This window comes from Tatumella morbirosei (genome assembly GCF_000757425.2).
Taxonomy (GTDB): domain Bacteria; phylum Pseudomonadota; class Gammaproteobacteria; order Enterobacterales; family Enterobacteriaceae; genus Tatumella; species Tatumella morbirosei.
Genome location: NZ_JPKR02000003.1, coordinates 836,809 through 860,336, shown reverse-complemented (window position 1 = coordinate 860,336; position 23,528 = coordinate 836,809). Strand labels below are relative to the sequence as shown.

General features: G+C 48.3%; 21 protein-coding genes and 1 pseudogene. 15 read left to right on the top strand and 7 right to left on the bottom strand.

Annotated elements, in window-relative coordinates; genetic code table 11:
• Nucleotides 1-2: 2 nt before the first annotated feature.
• Nucleotides 3-1,133, bottom strand: coding sequence for an NAD(P)/FAD-dependent oxidoreductase (locus HA49_RS06850; protein WP_038021428.1), 1,131 nt, complete (start codon nt 1,131-1,133; stop codon nt 3-5).
• 417 nt (nt 1,134-1,550) lie between these two features.
• Nucleotides 1,551-2,003: a Fur family transcriptional regulator gene (locus tag HA49_RS20835; RefSeq protein ID WP_072055918.1), complete on the bottom strand. Its 453-nt coding sequence runs from the start codon at nt 2,001-2,003 to the stop codon at nt 1,551-1,553.
• A gap of 96 nt (nt 2,004-2,099) precedes the next feature.
• On the opposite strand from HA49_RS20835, the gene HA49_RS06840 reads away from it, so the two are divergent.
• From HA49_RS06840 to HA49_RS06790, 10 genes and pseudogenes are all read left to right on the top strand, one after another.
• Nucleotides 2,100-3,299 carry a CobW family GTP-binding protein gene (locus HA49_RS06840; protein WP_038021426.1) on the top strand — a complete coding sequence of 400 codons (1,200 nt, stop codon included), beginning with the start codon at nt 2,100-2,102 and terminating at the stop codon, nt 3,297-3,299.
• Between the two features lie 70 nt (nt 3,300-3,369).
• Nucleotides 3,370-3,786, top strand: a pseudogene (dksA, locus tag HA49_RS06835) (RNA polymerase-binding protein DksA); the annotation flags it as partial.
• Between the two features lie 68 nt (nt 3,787-3,854).
• The gene (folE2, locus tag HA49_RS06830) at nt 3,855-4,790 is read left to right on the top strand and encodes a GTP cyclohydrolase FolE2 (protein WP_038021424.1); all 936 of its coding nucleotides are present in this window, start codon (nt 3,855-3,857) and stop codon (nt 4,788-4,790) included.
• Entirely contained in the window at nt 4,780-5,340 is a 561-nt protein-coding gene (locus tag HA49_RS06825) for an LbetaH domain-containing protein (protein WP_038021422.1), read from the top strand. The genes folE2 and HA49_RS06825 overlap by 11 nt, the downstream gene beginning before the upstream one ends.
• A 101-nt stretch (nt 5,341-5,441) precedes the next feature.
• Entirely contained in the window at nt 5,442-6,308 is an 867-nt protein-coding gene (locus HA49_RS06820; protein WP_038021420.1) for a 6-carboxytetrahydropterin synthase, read from the top strand.
• Between the two features lie 341 nt (nt 6,309-6,649).
• Nucleotides 6,650-8,602, top strand: a complete 1,953-nt coding sequence (thrS, locus tag HA49_RS06815; RefSeq protein WP_038021418.1) for a threonine--tRNA ligase — start codon at nt 6,650-6,652, stop codon at nt 8,600-8,602.
• Nucleotides 8,595-9,065: a hypothetical protein gene (locus HA49_RS06810; RefSeq protein ID WP_052752452.1), complete on the top strand. Its 471-nt coding sequence runs from the start codon at nt 8,595-8,597 to the stop codon at nt 9,063-9,065. Before thrS ends, HA49_RS06810 begins: the two co-directional genes overlap by 8 nt.
• A gap of 55 nt (nt 9,066-9,120) precedes the next feature.
• Nucleotides 9,121-10,467, top strand: coding sequence for a dihydroorotase (locus HA49_RS06805; protein WP_038021416.1), 1,347 nt, complete (start codon nt 9,121-9,123; stop codon nt 10,465-10,467).
• Nucleotides 10,468-10,533: 66 nt separating this feature from the next.
• The gene (hemB, locus tag HA49_RS06800; RefSeq protein WP_038021414.1) at nt 10,534-11,556 is read left to right on the top strand and encodes a porphobilinogen synthase; all 1,023 of its coding nucleotides are present in this window, start codon (nt 10,534-10,536) and stop codon (nt 11,554-11,556) included.
• Between the two features lie 446 nt (nt 11,557-12,002).
• Nucleotides 12,003-13,187, top strand: a complete 1,185-nt coding sequence (locus HA49_RS06790; RefSeq protein WP_038021411.1) for an NAD(P)/FAD-dependent oxidoreductase — start codon at nt 12,003-12,005, stop codon at nt 13,185-13,187.
• A 135-nt stretch (nt 13,188-13,322) separates the two neighbouring features.
• Here HA49_RS06790 and HA49_RS06785 read toward each other — a convergent pair whose 3' ends face one another.
• Entirely contained in the window at nt 13,323-14,180 is an 858-nt protein-coding gene (locus tag HA49_RS06785; protein WP_038021409.1) for a DMT family transporter, read from the bottom strand.
• On the bottom strand, nt 14,180-15,064 hold the full coding sequence (locus HA49_RS06780) for a MurR/RpiR family transcriptional regulator (protein WP_038021407.1): 885 nt from the start codon (nt 15,062-15,064) through the stop codon (nt 14,180-14,182). The genes HA49_RS06785 and HA49_RS06780 overlap by 1 nt, the downstream gene beginning before the upstream one ends.
• A gap of 76 nt (nt 15,065-15,140) precedes the next feature.
• Between HA49_RS06780 and HA49_RS06775 the strand changes: the two genes are divergently transcribed.
• Complete coding sequence (locus HA49_RS06775) at nt 15,141-16,037, top strand: oxidoreductase (protein WP_038021405.1); 897 nt, start codon at nt 15,141-15,143, stop codon at nt 16,035-16,037.
• Nucleotides 16,009-16,770: a sulfite exporter TauE/SafE family protein gene (locus HA49_RS06770; RefSeq protein WP_245610165.1), complete on the top strand. Its 762-nt coding sequence runs from the start codon at nt 16,009-16,011 to the stop codon at nt 16,768-16,770. The genes HA49_RS06775 and HA49_RS06770 overlap by 29 nt, the downstream gene beginning before the upstream one ends.
• Nucleotides 16,771-17,275: 505 nt before the next feature.
• On the opposite strand, the gene HA49_RS06760 is transcribed toward HA49_RS06770, so the two are convergent.
• On the bottom strand, nt 17,276-18,061 hold the full coding sequence (locus HA49_RS06760) for a MipA/OmpV family protein (protein ID WP_038021400.1): 786 nt from the start codon (nt 18,059-18,061) through the stop codon (nt 17,276-17,278).
• 99 nt (nt 18,062-18,160) lie between these two features.
• Here HA49_RS06760 and HA49_RS06755 point away from each other — a divergent pair, with 99 nt between their 5' ends.
• Nucleotides 18,161-18,844 carry a response regulator gene (locus HA49_RS06755; protein ID WP_038021398.1) on the top strand — a complete coding sequence of 228 codons (684 nt, stop codon included), beginning with the start codon at nt 18,161-18,163 and terminating at the stop codon, nt 18,842-18,844.
• Nucleotides 18,841-20,070 (top strand): sensor histidine kinase, encoded by a 1,230-nt coding sequence (locus HA49_RS06750; protein ID WP_038021396.1) that lies wholly within the window; start codon nt 18,841-18,843, stop codon nt 20,068-20,070. Before HA49_RS06755 ends, HA49_RS06750 begins: the two co-directional genes overlap by 4 nt.
• Before the next feature lie 225 nt (nt 20,071-20,295).
• On the opposite strand, the gene HA49_RS06745 is transcribed toward HA49_RS06750, so the two are convergent.
• Both HA49_RS06745 and HA49_RS06740 read right to left on the bottom strand, forming a co-directional pair.
• Nucleotides 20,296-21,186, bottom strand: coding sequence for a GNAT family protein (locus tag HA49_RS06745; protein ID WP_038021394.1), 891 nt, complete (start codon nt 21,184-21,186; stop codon nt 20,296-20,298).
• Nucleotides 21,187-21,238: 52 nt separating this feature from the next.
• Nucleotides 21,239-22,651, bottom strand: coding sequence for an efflux transporter outer membrane subunit (locus tag HA49_RS06740; protein ID WP_038021391.1), 1,413 nt, complete (start codon nt 22,649-22,651; stop codon nt 21,239-21,241).
• A 411-nt stretch (nt 22,652-23,062) separates the two neighbouring features.
• Between HA49_RS06740 and HA49_RS06735 the strand changes: the two genes are divergently transcribed.
• A complete protein-coding gene (locus HA49_RS06735; protein ID WP_169748768.1) occupies nt 23,063-23,527 on the top strand; it encodes an efflux RND transporter periplasmic adaptor subunit in 465 nt (154 codons plus the stop codon).
• The last annotated feature ends 1 nt before the right edge of the window (nt 23,528 follow it).

Here is a 23,528-nt window from a genome sequence, read left to right as displayed (position 1 = left end):
CCTCAGCACGCACAGTTATCATTGATACAGCAGGCGGGTTCTGAAGGCAGCTCCCACCAGTTTTGTAAACCCTCTGAAGGCAGGCCAAGATGACGATGAATGCTTTGTGCCACTACAGGAAAACGCTGACGAAACTTATAGATAAAGCAATAAATATTACTGGCATGACGTACATGGGGCCCGACAAGGTACAAACCAGGGAACAAGGTAGAGCAGTCTTCGTCTGTTAACTTAGGGTAGCCATCATCATTCCATTCAAAAAAACCAGACAGTTGTCTTGCTCCCCCTCCACACTGGAAACCGGTAGCCAGTAAAGGTTGCTGGTCCGTTGTAAAAATTTGACCATGGGTAGTATGGACTTCGTAAACACTCTCCGGGCTTGCCGTTCGGGTGACCTGGCAGACATCCGCATCTTCACAAATTTCGAAACGCCGGTGATTCATTATTCTGTTCAGACGGTCACGGGTATAAGGAGAAAGCGAAACACTGGGATCGCTAATATGATGAGTTGACCAGGGCGCTGAACGGGTTAACATTTTCACCGAAGAGCCATTTTCCAGTAGGTTTACAGCGGCATCTACAGCGCTTTCATAGTTGCCAATCACAATGTATTCACCTGCTGGGGTCTCTTTCCAACTGGTGACATCTGCATAATGGCAACAAAGACCTGCTCCCGGGAAAATCTTCCGGTCAGGAAACTGGAATTCCCCGGTAGCCCAAATTAAACAGCGAGTCTCCAGGGTCTCACTAGTCGCTGTTGTAAGTATAAAATGACCTGAACTGAGCAATGCAACCTTAGTAATTTTGGCCGGAGCCAGGACAGGGATCTGATACTCATCCAGAACCGCCCTCAGGTAACTGGCGTAGGTTTGTCCACCCGGATGCTCTTCGCCACTGAAAAGCGCCAGTGAACTGTCAGGGGTTACTGAGTTCAGGTCTGGCTGACCAAACGGATTGGAAAAAAAAGAAGGAGTAATAAAACGGGTTTCTTTCGGCCAGCGTAAAAAGGAGGCACCTACCTCGTGGCTGTCAACAACCAGAATGTCCTGTATGGCACTTCGGCGTAGAATTGCCGCCATTCCCACTCCGGCCGGGCCTGCACCGACAATGATTACTTCACGGGCTTGGTTCATAAAATCACCATTAAGTTACGTTATAACGTAACATTAAATGTTAAAATTTCACCCCTGAGGGTGCAACATATCCGATATCCCGGGGGATGTTTCGCAGACCTTTCTAATGCCAACTCTCTTTTCTGACGGTAATGTATTAAATGATCACTTGTTCCTCATTCATCAATACATCATGACCTTTTGCGCTATTACTTCACTTATCACAGGGTTCTCAGTCCTGCACAAAAGAGAGCATTAGGGTGAGTAAAAAAGCATCTGCTGAGACACGTGACAAACAAGCTAAAACCGGTCTGATAAACCTGAATGAATCATACTTTTAGCGTAACAGGTGCCTTCGTGAGTTTGATTATTATGTTTATCTGGCAGCACCCGAACCAGCCAGATATGAATGACTCATCACCTTGAATAACTCCAGAATTACTTGTTGCCACTACGGTTACAATCCTGACAGATACCATGGCTGGAAAGAGTAATTTCCTGTTCGGTCATACCATGTCCTGAGAGATGTGATTTTACCAGTTCAATGGCCGCTTTCAGCGCAGGATCCTGTTGAATTGGAATAACATGATGGCAGCTATCGCATTCAAAAAGTCCTATGGCAGCCCGTTCGGTCAGTGCGAACCGCTGAGTTCTTGACGAGTCTGTATAACGCTGGACAAGACCCACCTGCATCAGTCGCTCAAGGATTCGGTAAAGAGTCACGCGGTCGGGTGCCTTCGCACCTAATTGCTGAGTTAAATCATCATGGCTTATCGCCTGGCTGGCATGTTCAAGGCACTCCAGTGTAGCCAGCGTAGAGGGCGTCACCCGTAAACCCTGTGCACGCAACGTTTGTTTCCAGTTATGCGTCTTGTCCACTGGTGTTGTCATAGCTCCCCCTCCGGGTCATGTTGTTTGAATTTTGGCAGGAAACGGGTATTATTGCAACACAATTGCATTAATGGTTCCGGTACACAATCAGATATTATGAAAAGAATACCACTCATTATACTCAATGGTTTTCTGGGGGCAGGAAAAACAACGCTGTTAAAAAGTCTCCTTTCACAGGCGCATAAGCGGAAAATGGCGGTGTCAGTTATTGTTAATGACATGAGTGAACTCGATGTAGATGGCATCCTGGTCGCTAATACAGAAATCGTTGATGCAGCCAGCAATAATTTTATCAGTATTTCAGGAGACAGTATCAGCAGCAAAAGTGGAATTCAGACGCTGGATTCCGCACTGAAAAAACTGCCGGAATCGCCTGCTCCGGATTTTATTTTACTGGAAACATCGGGGAGCAGTCATCCTCTTCCTCTGGTGCGCTATCTGCGAGAACATCCCCGGGTAACTCTGAAAGCATTTCTGTCTCTGGTTGATACGGTGATGCTTAATGATGACTATGACAGAGGTAAGCAGCTTATTCCGGAATTTCAGAAGCAGCTCACTCATGGGGACAGAGGAATTGAAAGTCTGCTGGCAGAACAAATCATGTTCTGCAATAAATTGTTGCTAACCAAAAACGACCGGCTGCCCTCTGATGTGGTGACTGAGGTTGCCAGGGCCATACATCCACTTAACCCTCAGGTTGCGATTATGGCTGTTTCGCGGGGAAACATACTGCTGGATGAATTGCTTGCTATTGCTGATTACGACTTTCATCGGGTCGCATTACTTATTGATGAACTTCAGGATACCATTGACGCTGTTTTGCCCGACAAACCCGGAAAAAAATATAATATTTCCTGGCGAGTCATTGAGGATGACCGTCCATTTCATCCGCAACGTCTGTGGGATACCTGCCATCGCTTTATGGGGAAAAAAGTTTACCGCAGCAAGGGGTTTTTCTGGTTACCCGGAAGGGATGACCAGGCTTTGCTGTGGAATCAGGCTGCAGGCAGTATCAGTCTTGAATTTATTAGTTACTGGAAAGCCGGGGTACTGGCTCACACTAATAATTCGCTGACTAAAGAAGAACGATTAACTCTCCGGCAGCAACTGGCAGATATGCCAGGCAGATTTGGTGACCGGCACTGCCGACTGACTGTCATTGGTGAGGACGGAGAAATCAACGATTTCAGTCTGGCTTTACGGCAGTGTTTACTCACGGAAGATGAAATCATCTGGTGGCAGCAGGGGGGAGTTTTCCAGGATCCCTGGCCTAAAAAAGTTTCCCTGCTGACCTGACAGGTTGTTTTGCAGAATCATCTATTGTTATGTTATAACGTAACAATAATCGATACTATTGGGATTGGATATGGTTAAACCCACCAGCATTGAAAGAGAACAAATCCTGGCGATGTCGCCAGAAAACTACATGAATCCTGTGCAAAAGGACTTCTTCCGACGTCTCATCCGCTCCGATAGGCAGGATGTAATTAATCATATAGAGCAAATGAAGCAACAACTTCAGGATAATCCGGAAACAGGCGACGAAGGTGATATTGCCCTTCGTGAAGAACATTTACGTCTGATTTTCAGACAGATAGATCGGGAAAGCCGCCTGCTGCCGAAATATGATGCAGCGCTTATGCGTCTGGAAACTGGAGAGTATGGCTTCTGCAGAGATACAGGCGAAGCTATTGGCCTGCAACGCCTGCTACTCAGGCCAACCGCAGAATTGAGTATTGAAGCTAAAACAAAGCAGGAAAAAGTTGAGGTTCAGTACCGAAAAAATAATGCGGTAGTTCAGGCAATGGATAGGGCTGGGATGAGAGTAACTTTAAGATCAGGCAGGTATCAATGAGTAGTGCAGCGAAACAAACTTTATGCCCCGGCATGCTGCCGGATATTCAGGCCTCTAAGGCCGACGGTGCGGGTGAGTCATTATCCTGGGTGGGTATGGAGCAAATTGACCTTCCGGTTGAAATTGCAGGCCGGCCGGTATCAGCAAAGGTCAATGCCGGCATAAATCTTCTCAGTTCACCTGAAGCCGAAAAGGGGATACATATGTCCCGCCTTTATCTGCTTCTGGACGAACTGACTCAAGGGGAAATCACACCGGGATTATTACACCATGTGCTGAAGGCATTTCTGGCTTCTCATCAGGGACGCAGTGACGAGGCCAGTATCGAAATTTCCGGTGAGTTGTTACTGTCGCGGAAGTCGTTAAATTCTAACCACCTTGGCTGGAAAGCTTATCCTGTAACTCTGAGTGCCGAACTCGGACAATCATTTACGGCCACCCTCAAAGTGGGGGTTCCTTATTCGTCAACCTGCCCGGCTTCTGCGGCGCTTAGCCGCCAGGTCGCAGGTTTGCAGTTTAGGAAAGACTTTGCTGATCGGATAGACCGGCTCCCGGCTGCAGAAATAGTGGACTGGCTTGTCGGGAAAGGAATGCCGGCAACACCACACAGTCAGCGAAGTTGGGCATGGCTGAGTATCCGGCTTCATCCAGGTGCGCAATCAATTCCTGTGATTGACCTGATTGATGGCGCTGAAATCGCCCTTGGGACGGCGGTACAAACCGTCGTCAAGCGTAGTGACGAACAGGCTTTCGCGGTGGCTAATGGCCAGAATCTGATGTTCTGTGAAGATGCTGTCCGTCGGTTGGATCACATGTTGCAAACCGCACCGTTTTGTGAAGCTTATGACATTCGTGTTGAACATCAGGAAAGTCTGCACCCGCACAACGCTGTCGCCCGCATTAACTGGAAAGGTATTAAAAATGTTACGTAAAAATCCATCAGGTCATACGCCTATTGTGTCGGCAAAGGCTTATATTGATCCCACCGCGGTTATTTGTGGACGTGTCATCATTCATGACTATGTTTACGTCGGCCCCTATGCTGTTATTCGTGCTGATGAATTAAATTCAGAAGGGGAAATGGATCCTATTATTATCCATTCCCACTCTAATATTCAGGATGGAGTCGTTATTCATTCAAAAAGTGGCGCACCAGTAACAGTAGGAAGTGGCACATCCATTGCTCACCGGGCAATAGTTCATGGCCCATGTAAGGTTGACGAACGAGTATTTATTGGTTTCAACAGTGTGCTGTTTAACTGTCATATCCAGGCGGGTTGTGTTATCCGCTATAACGCGGTGGTGGATGGTGTTACGTTACCTGAAAATACCTATATCCCTTCGACAGAACGCGTAGGGGTGGATACTGACCTTAGCCAATATTCAAAAGTCGATCCTGCATCTTTGCAATTTTCAGAAGAAGTCGCCAGTACTAATGTCAAACTGGTAGAAGGTTATCAGCTGTTACGAAATGAATTCTGAGTATAGACGTTCTGGTTTCTAAATATTGCTCATTTTAGCATTCTGTTGTCTGCCTCTTCATCTTTTGCGGACGAGGCGTTTTTTTTATTAAAGAGGTCGGGTTGAAAATTTTTATTAATGATCTGACGGTTCTGGATTTTAGTTTCATTGATACGGAAGCCGGGGTGATTGGTAACAGCCTTATAGTTGATATGATACTTGAGGGAGATATGAATGCCGAATCCATGGTAATGGATTTCTCTCATGCAAAAAAAAGTATCAAAAATGAAATCGATAAACTGGCCGATCATGTCCTGATTGTGCCGGAAACAAATAGTCATGTCATGGTGAGTCATGCCGGGACTACGACCGAAGTCGCCACGCTGGATAACGACGGTAAGGTTCGGTGTTTTATTTCCGGGCCGCAGGAGAGCTTCTTTCTGGTCCGGAGCGATAAGATTAGTGATCGTTACCTTGAATCCATCATAGAAAAACATCTGCTGGCGTGTTTGCCACAGGGAGTGAAGGGTATAACGATAACGTTACGCCCTGAAACTATTCATGGTGAGAGTTACCATTATTCGCACGGACTGAAAAAACACCGCGGAAATTGTCAGAGAATAGCGCATGGGCATCGCTCAACCATTAGAATTTTAATTGATGGCGAACGAAGTCACAGGTGGGAACAGCAGTGGGCAAAACGATGGAATAACGCTTATCTACTCAGTCGGGAGGACATCGTTTCAGTTTCAGAACTTTCACCGCGTGCCGTAGCATACTGGCATAAGGGAATGATATGTTCGTCCTACCGGAGTTTTCAGGGGTATTTTGAGATTATGCTGGGTTGTGAGGCGGTTGATATTCTGCCGTATGATACTACGGTTGAATCGCTGGCTTTATTTATCAGGCAGTCCATTGAGCAACAGTTACCTGCTGCAAAAGTAGAAGTCCATGCTTTTGAGGGCGTGGGTAAAGGCGCAATAGCCTGAGACATTCTGATACTTTCCGGGGACGTTGTTCCTCTCTTCAATCGTATTGGCACCATGAATAATGGTCAGTAGGGTGAGAGTACGGTTTAACAGGATTCTCTACACAGTATTTACCTGAAGCAGGGTATCTCCTGCGAATATTTAGCCAGCCTATAACATTACCAATAATCTGTTTTGAACAGAAAATTACCTTTATTCTGCAATGGCTGCTGTTCCATGATTAATTGCTTATGCCAGTGCTGGCATCTCATACACATAACAAATAACGCAACACAGTTGCGTTTATGAAATTATTAATGCAACATAGTTGCTGTTAATTACTGGGCTATGTGGGATACGAAATGTCAGATGCGCTAATTACAGGGTCAGATTCTCTTACCTTTACTCTTCCGGATGGCTCTCAGAAGCACATCAGAAAAGGGACGACTTTGCTGCAGGTTGCAAAGAGTATCGGCTCTTCCCTCGTAAAAAACTCTGTGTATGCGGAAATTGAGGGTCAAAGTTTGGATCTGACTGAGACGGCACAACACAGTGGAAAGCTCAGTTTCATCAGCTGTTTTGATGAAGAAGCCCTGGGCCCGATTCGCCAGGGCTGCCTGCTGCTTCTTGCTGCGGCAGTAAAGCAGCTGTTTCCCACGGCTAAAATCGTTGAAGGACATCTGACAGAGGAAGGGTTTTATTATGATTTCTCAGTAGATAAACCGTTTTCACGCGATGACCTGGTGATGATTGAGCAGCACATGACAATTCTGATGGCTGAAAACCCGACTGTCATAAAAGAGCAGGTTACGCAGGAACAGGCGATAGATCTTTTTAACCAGCGGTCAGAGCAGTTCAAATCAACGAAACTGGCGGAATCACCGACAGATACGTGGGTCACGTTATGTCATCTCAGACAGTTTACGGATGAATTTACCGGGCCACTGATTCCGGACCTTCGCTTTTTGAAAAACATGAGGTTGCTTAACGTATCCGGTGTGTACTGGCAGGGTGTAGCCAGTAACATACAGTTACAGCGGATTTACGGCACGGCATGGGCCAGCAAAAAACAGCTTAATGACTGGATTGAGAAAACAGCAGAAGCAGAGAAACGCGATCATCGTAAGCTTGGGCGGGAGCTGGATTTATTTCACTTTCAGGATAACGCTCCGGGTTCAGTCTTCTGGCATCCCCGGGGCTGGACGATTTTCCAGGCGCTTATCGATTACATGCGAAAGCGCCATGAGCTGGCGGGTTATGATGAAGTCAATACGCCTGATGTTATGGACAGAAGCCTGTGGGAAATTTCCGGTCACTGGGACAATTATCGTGATCATATATTTACCACCCAAACCGAAGATGGGCGTAGTTTTGCTCTGAAGCCGATGAACTGCCCGGGTGCGGTATCTCTGTTTAAACATCGGAACAGGAGTTACAGGGAGTTGCCCGTTCGGCTGTCTGAATTTGGTAAGGTTCATCGTTATGAACCTTCTGGTTCTCTTCACGGATTACTCCGTGTGCGGCATTTCACTCAGGATGATGCACATATCTTTTGCACCCTCCGGCAGGTAGAGGAGGAATGCAAACATATCCTTCAACTGGTGCTTGATATTTATAAGCAGTTTGGGTTTGAAGAGGTCGCTATTAAATTATCCACCCGTCCTGTAAAGCGAATGGGCAGCGACAGCGACTGGGATCAGTTAGAAAATGCACTTTCAGCGTCTCTTGAGGCGCAGAAATTACAATGGTTGGTCAACCCTGGTGAAGGTGCCTTCTATGGCCCCAAACTGGAGTTTGTTTTGCGCGACGCCATTGGCCGGGACTGGCAGTGCGGTACCTTACAGGTGGATATGAATCTGCCTGAACGATTTGATATTGGTTACATTGCTGAGGATGGGTCAACAATTCGTCCTGTCATGTTGCACCGGGCGCTCTTTGGTTCTCTTGAGCGATTTACCGGTATTCTTCTTGAACATTTTTCCGGCAAACTTCCTGCCTGGCTATCGCCGGTTCAGGCTGTGGTCATGACGATTACTGACAAACAACATCACTATGCGGAGCAGGTGTTGAAGGCACTTCGTCAGCAAGGTATTCGCTGTGAATTGGATCTTCGTAATGAAAAGATTGGCTATAAAATCCGTGAACAAACACTGGCGCGAATTCCTTTCCTGCTGATTATTGGTGAGGCGGAGGAGAATGCAGTCAGCGTCACAGTACGCGATCGTTCGGGGGAAAGCATGGGAACGTTATTACTTAACGAAGCAGTGGATTGCATTGCACGGTGTTGCCGGGCCCCGGAGACTCACCTTGCTTAATAAACTGGTCGTCAACAGGGACATGTATGAAAATTCCTGTCAAAACTGGCCAGTAAATAAGGATGAAACCCAAAGCAACGGTATTACTGTTGTTGAAACGGCATTCCTGGCGCTGGCGGACCGGTGGGGATTAGATGAAATCATTCCGAAAAATACCGCCAGTGAGAATCTGCTTTGTGGTGATAAAGATAATCCGGGCCACCCGTCCTGTGTCTGTGCTTTCGAACATACTGTCCCTGTTGGCCGTATGAATATGGCATTGCGTGCCGGGTATGAGCATTATTTTCCTGTTAACGAAAACCAGATAACAGAGAGTTGTGAATGCCAGAGTGGCCTTATTTTTAATCACTCTGATTTGGCGTTTGAAGCCCGGCTGCTGTCAACAGAGAGTGATGCTGTCACCCGTACTAAAACGCCGCGATTGCAGCCCATCGAACTCATTGCAGAGACCAGGCGTCTTTAATCCACTGGTTTATTTCAGCTGTACTGGAGCGTAAAAATATCGGGAGTCGTTTGTCATGAGACCCTTGTTACTGACTAATGCATTAATACTCAATGAAGACAATCGAATTCAGGCTGATATTTTCATTGATAAAGGACGGATTCAGAAGATTGCCTCACTGATAACTTCCCGTCCGGAATGGCAGGTGATTGATCTGCGAGGAAAATGGGTCATACCTGGTATGATAGACGATCAGGTGCATTTCCGCGAACCAGGCCTGACTCATAAAGGAACTATTGCTACAGAATCCGCTGCAGCAGTGATGGGCGGGATTACCAGCTTTATGGAAATGCCGAACGTGACTCCGCCGACGACCACCCGTCAGGCGCTAAAGGATAAATTTCATCGCGCATCGGATTGTTCACTGGCGAATTACAGTTTTTACTTCGGTGCGACGAACGATAACCTGGAAGAACTCAAGACGCTTACCGCTTCAGAGGCCTGTGGAGTGAAGGTTTTTATGGGGGCCTCTACCGGAAACATGTTGGTTGATAATCAACAGGTTCTGGAGAGTATTTTTGTTAATGCACCTTGTCTGGTGGCCACACATTGCGAGCATACCCCCACCATAAAGCACAATGAGCAGAGATGGCGGGACCAATATGGAGAGAGTGTTCCTCCGGGTGAGCATGCCGCTATTCGTTCGGTGGAGGCCTGCCTGAGCTCTTCCCGGCAGGCGGTCGCTCTGGCAAAAAAACACAATACCCGGTTACACGTTTTGCATATTACTACGGCAGATGAACTCGAACTCTTTGATGCCGCCCCCACACTGGAGGCATTGCGTAAGAAAACTATCACCGCTGAAGCCTGCGTTCATCATCTGTATTTTAATCATACCGATTATGAAACTTTGGGGCACCAGCTTAAATGCAATCCGTCTGTAAAAACCAACCATCATCAGGAAGCACTCTGGAAAGGCGTTAACGAAGGCATTATCGACGTTATCGCGACTGACCATGCTCCGCATTTACTTGAGGAAAAGCAAAATAACTATTTTGCTGCGCCTTCCGGCTTACCCTTAGTACAGCATGCCCTTCCTGCGCTACTCGATATGAGCAGAAGAGGGATTTTTACCCCGGAAATGGTAGTGAGAAAAACCAGTCATGCTGTGGCTGAACGTTTCCAGCTTACAGACCGGGGTTATATCAGGGAAGGATACTGGGCGGATCTGGTGGTGATTGATCCGTCCAGTCAGCAACAGATCATTCGCGAGGATGTGGCCTATAAATGTGGATGGTCCCCCTTTGAAGGTCGGATTTTTTCAGGTGGTGCAGTGGATATGACCCTGGTCAATGGACAAATTATCTGGGACGGAAAGACCATACATCAGAGATATGGTCTGGCACTGGAATTCTCTCGCTAACACCAACGATGGATTCATTTCGCTCAGGCTCAACTGCTTACTGAGAACATAACAGAGGTACATTTTGTGAGTATTATTATTCCCGGCTCTTTTCCGGAGCGTCGACTGCGCCGCTCTCGTACCCATTCTTTTAGCCGCCGTCTGGTGGCTGAAAGCCAGCTGACTGTGGATGACCTGATTTTACCGGTATTTATTATTGAGGGCGAAAATCTGCGTCAGGAAGTGCCATCAATGCCGGGGGTATTCCGTTTGTCGGTTGACAGGTTGCTTCATGATGCTGCGCAATTAGTTCAGGCAGGTATACCTGCTATTGCTTTATTTCCCTGTATAGAAAGTACGGATAAGTCGCTGATGGCTGATGCTGCATGGGACTCATCCGGCTTAGTCCCCCGTGCAGTCAGGGCGCTCAAGCATGCTTTTCCCGAACTCGGGGTAATCACTGACGTTGCTCTGGATGCCTATACATCACATGGTCAGGATGGCATCGTTGATGAAAATGGCTATGTACTCAATGAGCCGACCAAAGAAATTCTCACCAGACAGGCACTCACGCACGCTGAAGCGGGCGCAGATATCGTCGCCCCAAGTGACATGATGGATGGCCGCATTGGTCATATCAGACGGGCATTTGAAACAAAGGGTCTGGTTAATATGCAGATTATGGCATATTCAGCAAAATACGCATCCAGCTATTATGGCCCCTTCCGGGAAGCGACCAAATCGGCGGACTCACTGGGTAAAAGGGACAAAAAAAACTATCAGATGGATCCGGCCAATGCGATGGAAGCCATGCATGAAATTGCTCAGGATTTGCAGGAAGGAGCCGACATGGTGATGGTTAAGCCGGGCATGCCTTATCTGGACATTATCAAAGAAGCCAGGAAAACTTTTGCAGTACCCGTTTTTGCCTATCAGGTTTCAGGGGAATATGCGATGCATATGGCTGCTTTCCAAAATGGCTGGCTGGATGAAGAGAAAACGATCCTTGAATCACTTATGTGTTTCAAACGCGCCGGGGCGGACGGGATACTTACTTATTTCGCTCACAGCGCGGCCCGGTTGCTTAACCAAAATAAACGGGAGTATTAATTTAAGGTTCATTGCATATTCAGTCGCTAAAGTTAGGATGTCCGGTAAAAACAGATATAAAGATCCGCGATAACATCGGTTATTTGATACCTGTCATAATGAATAATCCCGGGGAAACGTTTGAATTTTCCCGGCTCCCCGCAGGACGGACTTATGGCCCGCATCATTACCAAAGGATTAAGATCTGTCTGTTATTTATTAGCGAAATCGATATTCCGAACAATACATCGATGGTCATGTCACTGGTGCATTGGATTCAGCAGGTAACCCGGCATATCTGACTGATTGTCGAATTGAAATATGCCCGGGAGGTACTCCCTTCAGATTTATCGACTCAATATTCAGACACGCAGTAATCAGCTTCCTTAATTGAGCTGTGTAGCATCAAGCCGGCGGATAACTTACCGAAAGCCAATATCAGGGCACTGATAAAGAGGAGAAAAGAGATGTCGGTCAAAAAAATTGCCGTTATTGGGGCTGGTGTACTCGGTCTGTCCGTGGCACGTTCCCTCGCGCAACAGGGCGCAAAGGTTACTGTTTTTGAGCGTAACCATGTAGGGGCAGGGACCAGCAGCACGACCTTTGCCTGGATCAATTCAAATGGTAAATCACCAGAAAGCTATCACCATCTCAATGCTCAGGCTATTGCAGAGCACCTTCGGTTACAGCAGGAACGGACAACAGAAGGCCAGTGGCTCAGGCAAACAGGGACGTATGAATGGACAACCAGTGCATCAGAGCAGAAGCGTTTACAGGACCGTGTCAGCCGGTTGATGAAACTACATTACCCTGTAAAGAACCTTGCTCCTGATGAGCTTCAACGTAAAATTCCGGAAATTCGGCTGGATCCCCATGCAGGGGAGATCTGGCAATTCCCCGGAGAATGCTTACTGATACCTTCTGCATTTATGGCATGGCTGGTGTCTGAACTGCATGTTTACAAAGCGGAATTAAGAACGCAAAGTGAAGTAACAGATCTCATCGAAACAAATGACAGTGCAGAGATTAGACTTGCTAACGGAGAACACTGGCAGGGAGACTGTATTGTCATCGCCGCGGGCAGGTGGTCTGCCGAACTGACAGCATTGGTTGGCCAGCAACTGGCAATGATTGATCCCAATCAACCTGACAAAATTGCATGCGGTTTCCTGGGTTACACCCGGCCGGTATTAACCCAGTTACAGGCGAATTTAATTACGCCAGGGTTAAATGTCCGGCCGGAGGGCGGTGGGCGATTACTGCTTCAGTGTCCCGATCTTGACAGTTTTGCCAATCCTGCCAATCCTGCAACTATCGACAGTTATATTGGGGAGGAAATGCTGCGACGACTTCGCAGAGTATTGAGCAATATGGAGGCAGCGCAACTCGAACGCATCGCTGTCGGACAACGCTCTCGTCCGGCAGATGGTCTCCCGGGAGTAGGTTATCTTTCTGACAATCGTCGGATTTACCTGATGGTCACACACAGTGGTATGACTTTAGCGCCGCTGCTGGGACGGCTTTGTGCTGAAGAAATTATTTCAGGTCAGCGTTCGCCGCTGTTGAGTGATTTCTCTCCGTTAAGGTTACTGGGGAAAACGGCAAAGGATTTTGCTGCGTTTGCCACCTTACATTTTCCGGCAGCTCAGTAATACAGCATGAAATATCCTTAGCTAAAAAATGAAAAAACAGACTTTCGTCCACAAAGGCCTGTCGGGTATGGACAGGCCTGATGCCTGCTTTTAACAAAACACTACAACCTGGTGTATTAACGTCCGGTCAGACGTTTAATGGCTAATCAGTACGATACCGGCCAGCACTATTACCGCGCCGGTAATACGGCGCGCCAGATGATCTTCGCGAAATAACCAGTATGAGAGAAGAGAACCGAAAATAATGGAAGATTCTCTGAGAGGGGCGACGAGAGCGATGGGCATGCTCTGCATGGCTGTCAGAACCAGAATGTAAGCGAGTGGAGAAAATACCGCAACCATAAGTATGGGCAGGATATCGGTACGTACCGCGGTTGGAATCCCGGAGCGTCTTCGCATCGCACCCGGGGTAAGAAACAGACTCTGTAGCAGGAGCGTGCTGGCGTAGTAGCTCACTGGATCCAGATGCAAATATGTGACTGAATACCCGTCCCAGAGGGTATAGCCAGCAATGGCAGTGCCGGTAGCAGCCCCCCAGAGTATTCCCCGGAGTGACCGGCTTCCGCGTCTGAAAGGATTGCCGGTGACGACAAAAATACCCGCGATAACCAGAAGTGCGCCGGGCAGGGAACTTGCTGAAAGGCGCTCCCCCATAATTTGGGTAGCAATCAGCATTGTCAGAACCGGCCCGCTTCCCCGGGCAATCGGATAAACAACACCAAGTTCGGCACGTTCGTAGCCAGCTTGCAGGATCAGGGAATAAGCAATATGAAGCACTGACGAGACCACAGCGCTAACAGCGAGTTGCCAGTCGGGCTGCTGATGTCCCTGAACAATAAAAAACAGGCTGGCCGGAAGCCAGAGTAATACTGAGACACAGCTGTAGGCCCAGACAAATATCAGTGTGTCTTCCCGCTTGTACTTTGAGGCAATATTCCAAACTGCATGCGCCAGTGCCGCAGTAAGAATCATCGCGACCGTACTGAGCTGCATCAGGACATATCCGGCAAGTCAACACCTGCCCGTTCAGCCCGGCGACTTTGTTCTGTATCCCGCAAAGTCAGAGTGGCAACCAGGGTATCAATAACCACCAACTGAGCCAGTCGACTCCCCGCAGCGGCCATCTGCGCCGGTAGTGGTGCTCCTCCCACCACCAGAGAAACATTGGCGAGAGTCGCCAGTGGGGTATCGTACTGGTTAGTGATTGCAATAAGCGATGCGCCAGCCGAGGACGCCGCATCAGCGATGGCGAGGGTGGATGCGGTTCGCCCTGTTGAACTGACAACAATGATAACGTCTTCCGGACCCAGCAGACGGGCGGCGATCATTGCTGATAAATAGTCCTGGATACTGACGGTTATTACACCCGCGGTTCGTAAACGGAATACTGCATCAGCGGCGACTGTCGCAGAAGGGCCAGCGCCAAATGCCAGAACCTGGCGCGCGCGCTGGAGTAATTCGACTGCCTTATCAAGATCGGAGATTTCGATGGCACCGCTAAGTGCAGTGAGTGCATCTGCACCGGCGCGTATTGATGTTTCCAGCACAGATGTCAGTGTCGCATCTGCTGTAAGCATATCTGGTGGGGCAAAGAACCGGGCAGTACCACGCGCCCTGGCAATTTCTATCTTAAGCTCAGTGAACCCGTTAAACCCGATCGCCCGGGCAGCGCGAATGACTGTCGGCGGTGAAACCCCCGCACGGGCAGCCACCTGTGCGGTGGTGCTGGTACCGACAAACAAAGGATCAACAAGCAGGAGATCGACAACTTTCGCCTCACTGGCCGCAATGTCGCCGCTTCGGGCATGAATGCTGCCGAGCCATTGTTGTAACCGCTGCCCGCCCTCTGTAATTTTATTACCATTTTCTGTTTTCATATGTAATATATTACATAACCTTTGTGCAGGGCACAACCACCACCACTTAAGTTGAGGCTGTAACAAGGAGTCAATCATGAATACTGATATCAATGCTGTTATCGCTGTCGTGGGGCCGGGGGCTATCGGTACGACAATCGCTGCGTCATTGCACCAGGTCGGCCGCACACCATGGCTGTGTGGTCGCACTGCACGGGATCACCTGACACTACAGGATGGCGATCGCCTGATTACCGTACCCGGCCCGGTTCAGACGAATCCGGCACTTATTACCCGCACCGCAGATTTGGTCTTTCTGGCAGTCAAGTCCACACAACTTGATGCGGCAACGGAATGGCTCAGGGTGTTAACCGGCCCGGAGACGGTTGTATGTGTGCTGCAAAATGGAGTCGAGCAGTTGGACCGGCTTGCCGTATACGCTCTGCCGGGGCAAATAATTCCCGCGGTGGTGTGGTTTCCCGCACAAGCGCAGCCAGACGGCTCAGTTCGTTTACGTGGTGAGCCCCTGCTCAGTTTGCCAGACACACCTGCTTCAGGTTTTGTGGCCAGAGTGCTACAGGGGACAGGCTGCTCCGTAGAACTGGCCGCGAACTTTAATTCTCTGGCCTGGCGTAAACTCATGCAGAACGCAGTCGCCGGGTTAATGGTCCTCACGCACCGACGTTCAGGTATGTTCAGCCGCTCTGATATCTCCGATCTTACGCTAGCTTATTTACAGGAATGCCTGGCCGTAGCACGTGCAGAAGGAGCAGAACTCGGGGACGGAGTGCCACAGGAGATCCTCGATAAATTTCGGGCTTCTCCCGCAGACATGAGCACCTCCATACTCACGGATCGGGAAGCAGGCCGACCACTCGAATGGGATATCCGTAACGGTGTTATTGCGCGTCGCGGCCGGATTCACCATATTCCGACGCCCGTCAGTGACATTCTGGTGCCGTTGCTTGCAGCGGCCAGCGACGGCCCGGGGTGATCTAAAGGCGATGATTGCACTGTTACTTCTTTTCTTCATCGCCCTCGGCGCCGGAGTACTGAGCGGTGTTGTCGGCACGGGCTCGTCACTGATTATGCTGCCGGTGCTGGTCACTATTTATGGGCCACGGACCGCCGTACCTGTTATGGCGATTGCGTCCCTGTTCGGTAATATCGGAAGAGTGATTGCCTGGTGGCATGACATTCGATGGCGGCCGGTGTTAGCTTACTCCATGACGGGGGTGCCTGCGGCCGTGCTCGGAGCGCATACGTTACTGACGATCTCTCCCGTTACGGTAGACCTGCTGCTGGCAGCGTTCTTCCTGGCGATGATCCCGCTGCGTCGTCTCATCAGACGATTGAGCCTTCGCCTGAATCTCTGGCATATGAGTTTTGCCGGAGCGATTGTCGGGTTCCTGACCGGATTTGTATTGTCCACCGGGCCGCTCAGCGTGCCGGTATTTACCGGGTATGGAATGACAGGCGGTGTATTTCTGGGATCAGAAGCGGCGAGCGCCATCCTGCTCTACGCTGGTAAGCTGGCTACCTTCGGAGTATCCGGCGTACTTGTCCCCTTGGTCATCACTCGTGGGATCACCATCGGAATTGCTTTGTTTTCAGGTTCGATGATGGCGAAACGTCTCGTACAGCGACTAAACATGCACACATTTGAGATTCTTATTGATGGGGTCCTTATCGCCGGAGCCGCGGGGATGCTCCTCGCGATTAAATGAAAAGTACAACAGTAGTGCTGACATCCAGGTGGGCGGTTAAAGGGCCAGTGAGGGCGCAACCGGGCAGTAATCTGACATCAGGAAAAGGCGAGCTTGCGGGTACAGCTGGTGTCGGGAAACCCGTTGCTTCCGGTGTGGTGCCTGTTGCCGTATTTGTGGACAAATCACGCCACGGGAACAGAATGGCGTTGAGCAGAGCTATTCGGACGAGTTAAGTTAAAACAACTACATCAAACACCCTTCGGGAGCATAACGTTAAGGAAGGTAATCTAAACCCTTCGGAGTGGCTGATAAGCTGTCACTGATAAAATAGATAAAAGCAAAAGCCCGCTTAAGCTTCCTTAAGCGAACTTCTTTAATATGGCTCTTCTGACTGGAACTCAGGACATTGTTACTATCTGTTTCGGAGGATTTATCTAAAATTTGATTCTTACTCTGAGCAAGCTATGTTTTTACCAGTGCCCGGGCACTCCAGCGGATTCAGTGTACTATCCGCTGGAAAGCTTCAGAACGAGTAGAATAGTCCAATGGTAACGCTTTTATTGTCAGCACGTTTTACTATAGGACTGTTTTTAGCTTTTGAGGTCAGTTGCGTATACATCACGTCAGCATAGCTCCACCAGTTATCGTTAAATGCGTGTGTCCAGGTTAACTCAGTATCATAACTGTATAAACCGCTGCCGGTTTTGTATGCACTAAAACCAGAATTGGCGCTCTGTTCAGTATTAACACCGTAAAAGGTATTCAAATACCTCACATCGCCAAAATTCGCTTTGGAAGACAATACAATTGAGTCCGATGATGTCTCCAGAAGATTAAATTTTAGTCCGGCATTATATTGCATGCCCTGGCTGTCGGTAAGAGGGGCAATGACGTTACCTTCAAGCGCCAGGTAAAGATTAATCTGCCAGCCCAGAGTGGACGTAGAATTAATGACTGCCTTTATGTTCCCCATCCCTTTAAGCTTATTTGATCCATCCCGCCAATCCGAGTTGCCGTCCTTTCTGCCAGCATAATAGCCCAGCGTTTCTCCTGCATAAAAGCCATTATCCCATACATGCTGATATCCAATGCCTTTATCTGAGTCCAGGAATAAGTTGCCATGCTGAATTCTCAGATAAGGGAGCATGCTATAAGTATTTTCATCCGAACCGCTATACTTTGCCATTTCCTGAAAGCCAATTCCGACGGTAACGTCAGTGGTAGGGGCAGCCTTAGCAAGCACGCTAAAAGACATCAAAGCGGAAAGGAATATAATCACGGCTGAAATGAACTTATTATGTTTCTTCATAATTAATGTTTTCTGTAATATCTTAGAGTGAAAGGCAATTATGCCGTTATTAAATCAATTAACCGTCCAGTAATAATCAAGATTTCATCAAGGTACTAAATGAAAAAAATTTTAATCGTAGAAGACGATCTGGATGCCGCGGACGTGCTGGAAGCTTATCTTCAAAGAGACCATTTTCAGACCGTTATGGCACATGACGGGCACAAGGGACTAGAGCTGGCTGCAAGCGAAAAGCCGGATTTGATTTTGTTGGATGTCATGCTACCGGGTATGAGCGGGACTGACCTACTCCTCACTCTGCGCAGACGTTCCGATGTACCTGTTATCATGGTAACCGCTATCGGTGATGGTCCGGATAAAATCAGCGCGCTTCGTTACGGTGCAGATGACTATGTGGTTAAACCCTACAATCCGGGAGAGGTGGTGGCGAGGGTTCAGGCCGTGCTGCGTCGTTCCAGTTCAACTCCTGCGGCTAAAACGCTGCGTTACGATAAGATTTTTGCAGACCTCGAGGCAATGCAGGCCAGTATCGATGGCCCGGAAGGAATGAAGGCACTGGACCTGACCGCGACCGAACTGGCGTTGCTGATAACCTTTATGGCATATCCTCAAAAGGCATTTACCCGGCAAGCTCTGTTAGAGGCTTGCCTCCCCGACAGTAATGCACTTGAACGTGTTGTAGATACCCATATTTATAACCTGAGAAAAAAGCTGGAAGCGGCGGGTCAATCCAATGTGCTGATTAATGTTCGCGGAATTGGCTACCGGATGACTGCGGTATGAAACCTGTCAGTGAAAAGCAGTTAAAAAATGAGTCTGAGCCTTACAAAAAGAATTCGCTCAGGAACTGGATTTACAGGCGACTCTTTTCGCTGGTATTAGGTTCCATTGTTGTTATTGCATTTTGTATGTGGTTACGCTATTTCGTCACTAATACCTGGGTCAGTTATGAGATGCCAGAGGCTGTCAGAACGGAATTTTCGATGTTACAGAAAAATCCCGAGAATAATCCTGGCCGGTACCATGAGATTATTGACAGATGGTATGGCATCGACTACTCCGATCCCTCTATTGCAACGTCAGACTGGCTTTTGCTGTTCGTGCTTGTATTACTCACAGCCCCGGTTTTATTTTTCATTATGTTGCGCTCAGTACGGCCTGTGTCAGTTCATATAAGCCGATTGGCTTCCGTCGCTCGTGCAGTTACCAAAGGCAATTTTGGTGTCAGCACGGCAGTTCCGACAGAGCTCCCGGATGAGTTAAAGCGACTTTCCGAGGACATTAATACCATGTCCGGCCAGCTATCTCGCTATGAAAAAGATCTCAAGGCGTGGAATGTTGCTCTGGCTCACGAACTTCGTTCACCGCTGACGGCATCCATCGGTCGTCTGCAGGGAATGCTGGATGGCGTGTTCGAAGCTTCTCCGTCGCAGCTGAATATGGTGATGAAACAGTTGCAAAATCTGAACTGCCTTGTTGATGACCTGCATCTGTTGTCGCTGGCCGATGCAGGTCAGCTACATCTGAACAGGACAGTATGTAATATCAGTGAGCTGGTCCGTGAAAAGATCGCATGGGTCAAGCCTCGACTCATCGAAAGTGGCATCAATGTCACTTTACTCAGTCAGTCCGATGTGCAGTGCCACGCCGACCCATTCAGACTAGGGCAGGTATTGTTAATCCTGTTAGACAACGCGATAAGATATGCTGCCGACGGTAAAACGATTGAAATCGAATATGGTCTGAAAGATGATCATCTGACCATCACCTGCAGTGACCGCGGGATGGGGGTGAGCGATGAATTTATGCAGACTATTTTTGTCCGTTTTTCACGAGCTGATGCTTCACGAGCCCGTCATTCCGGAGGGTCAGGTCTTGGCCTCTCTATTGCGGCGGCGATATGTAAGGCGCATGGAGGGAGACTGAACGCGCACAGAAACCACTATGGCGGAATGACATTTGTCGTAACACTTCCGTGCAATCCAACTGAGGACAAATCGTGCTCATAATCCAAATCTTGATGCTCCCTAAACCGTATCTTGATTAACTTATTCTGTAATGCGTGCAGCCGGGGAGAGCATGCATGCATTACAGTCAATTTACAGCCGTACTCAGACTCATGATTTATGTAATAGAAATAAAACCGCTTTGCGTCTCTTTCGCTGGACTAGGGTTTGTCATTATGTATCTGCTATCCGTCTGCATTAGGCGTTGATTTTTCTCTTTGGGGATGCTTAAAAAATCGTTTTCCCTGTCTTCAATGCGTCTGCCCATCGCAGTTTGTATGTCCAGTTTTTCCCAAGTGAGCCCATTGAAAACCTCATCTCTTTGCCTGTGATAGCACAGTACTCCCGCGCTGAGGTAATATTCTTCCACATCAGCAGGCTGCCCGGGCTAAGATCGGTATATTTCATATTAATGCCGCCATTGGGCACGTCGAAATAAGCGATGCTATCACTTTCAGCCATAAAGATGAGATCCATAGCGCAGGGCTCATTTTCAATAAAAAGAATATGGCCAAAAACCATCTTTTTCATGGCTCTGATAATTGTTATCAGATTTTCTCTGGAATAGCACTCAAGCTTATCGGTAAACCTTGACCTGAAAAGGAAAATATAAAAATCCGCCAGTTCCTCCGTACTGTACTGGCTCAAATCACAACAGCGCCCCCCCGCTCTTAAAAAACGGTTATATTCGTTTCGGCGATTCTTTTCTGTTTTAGATGAATAGCTGTTCTTAGCAAAGCAGACCTTTGTTTTCCTCGCAAATGAAAAATTAACATTCCTGAAGTTTCCCTTATTAAAATGAGAAATTTTGTTGGCCTTTTCAGGAAAAAAAATTGTTTCACCTCTTGCTATAGGGATCATGATTTCATCATAAGAAAGCGGAAAATTTTTCCACTGTTCCACACCTATTCTCCTTGTGGCAAGTAGGGCATATGCAGCGATGTATTCGCCATTCCTTTCTTTATGGTAATAGGCAACGGGTTGGCTATTAAGTGTTGCGAAAAAGCGTATAACGTCGGGGTGCATATTAACGCTTCCACCATAGCGCTTATAACATAATTCATAAATGCTGGCGTCAGATGTTTTCCAGCCGTAAAGTACTCGTTTGATTTGGCTCATTTTTAATAAAACCTGATAGCTTAATTATTTTACCGGATAAACACTGAATTATTCAGATCGAATTGACGTTACCGCCCAGTGTCTGATAAAGCTGAATATCCTGCAGAAAGAGCTGAAGGCGGTCCGCATTTCTTTCCCGCTTTGCATCGATAAGGCTATTCTCAGCTTTCAGACAGTCAAAACGGGAGCGCTCCCCCGCCTGCAGGCTTAAATTTGTCATCTTTAGTATTTCCGTTCTGTTCATCAACAGGCCTACTGATTCTTCATATCGTGAACTTGCGGCCTTACGTTCAGCCAGAGCATCAGAGATGTCCCTGAAGGCCTGTTTAATCACTTTCTCATAGTCGTTTGCGGCGACCTGCTGGGAAATCTCAGCTGCGCGGAGGTTAGCTATGTTTCGACCATTATTGAATATGGGGAGGGTAATATTGGGTGAAAAACTCCATGCTGCGGTGCCGGCCGAGAACAGGCCACCAAGCGCTGAAGATGCACTGCCGCCCGACGCAGTGAGGGATATAGTGGGGAAGAATGCAGCCCGTGCCGCACCAATATCAGCATTTGCCTGCTTCATCCTGAATTCCGCAGCCACTATGTCAGGTCGCTTCTGCAAAACCGTTGATGGAAGGCCTGGCTGGAGAGGGGGAAAATCAGCCAGATCCTTAAATGCTATGTTTTCCATAAGTCTAACCGGCGGATCACCCCCCAGTAGCAACTGCATAACATCGTAATCTTTCTGAACGGATGCCCGCAGCGCAGCTACCTCCCGTTGCTGAAGTTGCAGCGCCTTATCCTGACTGAGCACCGTTTCCTGACTGACATCGCCAGATCGCCATGCGGCGGCCAGCATACTCTTCATTTGTCGGAGGTTAGCTGATTTCTCTTCGGCCAGCCTCAGGTTCTCTTTGTCAGCGAGAAAAGTCAGGTAAGACGACGCGGTCTGAGCAGTAATAGAAAGCCTCAGCGCACGGCCGGTGGCTTCAGTGGCCAGATAGTTGTTAAGTGCTGAGTCCTTCATGCTGCGCAGGCGGCCCCAAAAGTCCAGTTCCCATGATGCTGAAACGAGCTTTACGTCAAACTGGTGATAGGTCAGCGCCCCGGTATCAACGGTATCCAGCAGCCCGGCTGGCTCATGTGCCGAGGTCTCGGAAAATGAGGAGGTTACCGAGGGTATAATTGACAGGCGTTCTATTCCGTATAATTCCTGAGCTTTTCTGAGATTAAGAGCAGCTCGTTTCAGGTCCATGTTGTTTCTAAGCGAGAGGCCGATGATTACCCGCAGGTTTTTATCCTTATAAAAGTCTCCGTCACTCACTGTATTTTTACTACTCTGCGCGCTGTATTGATGATTCCACTGGTCAGGCAGCCTGACATCAGGTTTCTTATAGCCAGGCTGTAACTGACAGCCTGCCAGAATGCTGCACGCCAGAAGTAAAGCGGCGTGATGGTTAAACGCACTGATTGTCATTGTAAAAAACGTTTTCCGGTTAATTGGTGCCAGGATAAATATCTGGTGTGACGTTTAAGTCCGGGTATTGTGCAACTTTTTTATCAACGGCTGGCCAAGAGAATATCAAGAATTAAACAAGGGCATTATTTAATCTATTTAGCGTTCACTCTTGACCAGTTCTTGACTCTGTCTTCAGCGTTCCTTGAACTGCCGAATTTAAACTATGCGCGTTACTTGTTCATTTTGCGGATCACAGCTCAAATAATTCAGATGAAAATAAAAACCGGACTAACGTTATCCCACCGTAATCTTGTATCACGCCGAATCCCTTTCCTAACTGTCGGGTTATTAGTAACTCTGCTAATGAGTGGCTGTGATGAACCCCAGCGTGCGGGGCCATTACTACCACCTCTTGTCAGAACAAATACCGTGGCCGCAGCTGTACCGGCAAAGCAGGTAAAATGGTCTGGAAAGCTTATTCCGGCCAGAGAGGTCTCCCTGAGTTTTCGGACCGGGGGCCGCCTTGCTGAACGACGAGTTGATGTCGGCACCCGAGTGGATCGTGGTGTAATTCTTGCCAGACTTGATGCTACGCAAAGCAGGGAGCAGGTTCTGTCTGCACGTGCTGCGCTCAGTGAGGCCGATGCTCAACTGCGTAAGGCAAAGCAGGATGTGGAGAGAATGGTGAAGCTGGTTGAAATAGGCACCGCATCACGCGCCAGGCTTCAGGAAGCGACGTCCACACTGGCAGCTGCTCAGGCACAGCGGTCTCGAGCCACCGCTCAGCTAGCCGAGGCAACGAATGATTCAGATTTTAATCTTCTCAGGGCGCCTTTCGAGGGGGTAATCACTGCAGTTACTGCTTCACCAGGACAAATCCTCTCACAGGATTAGC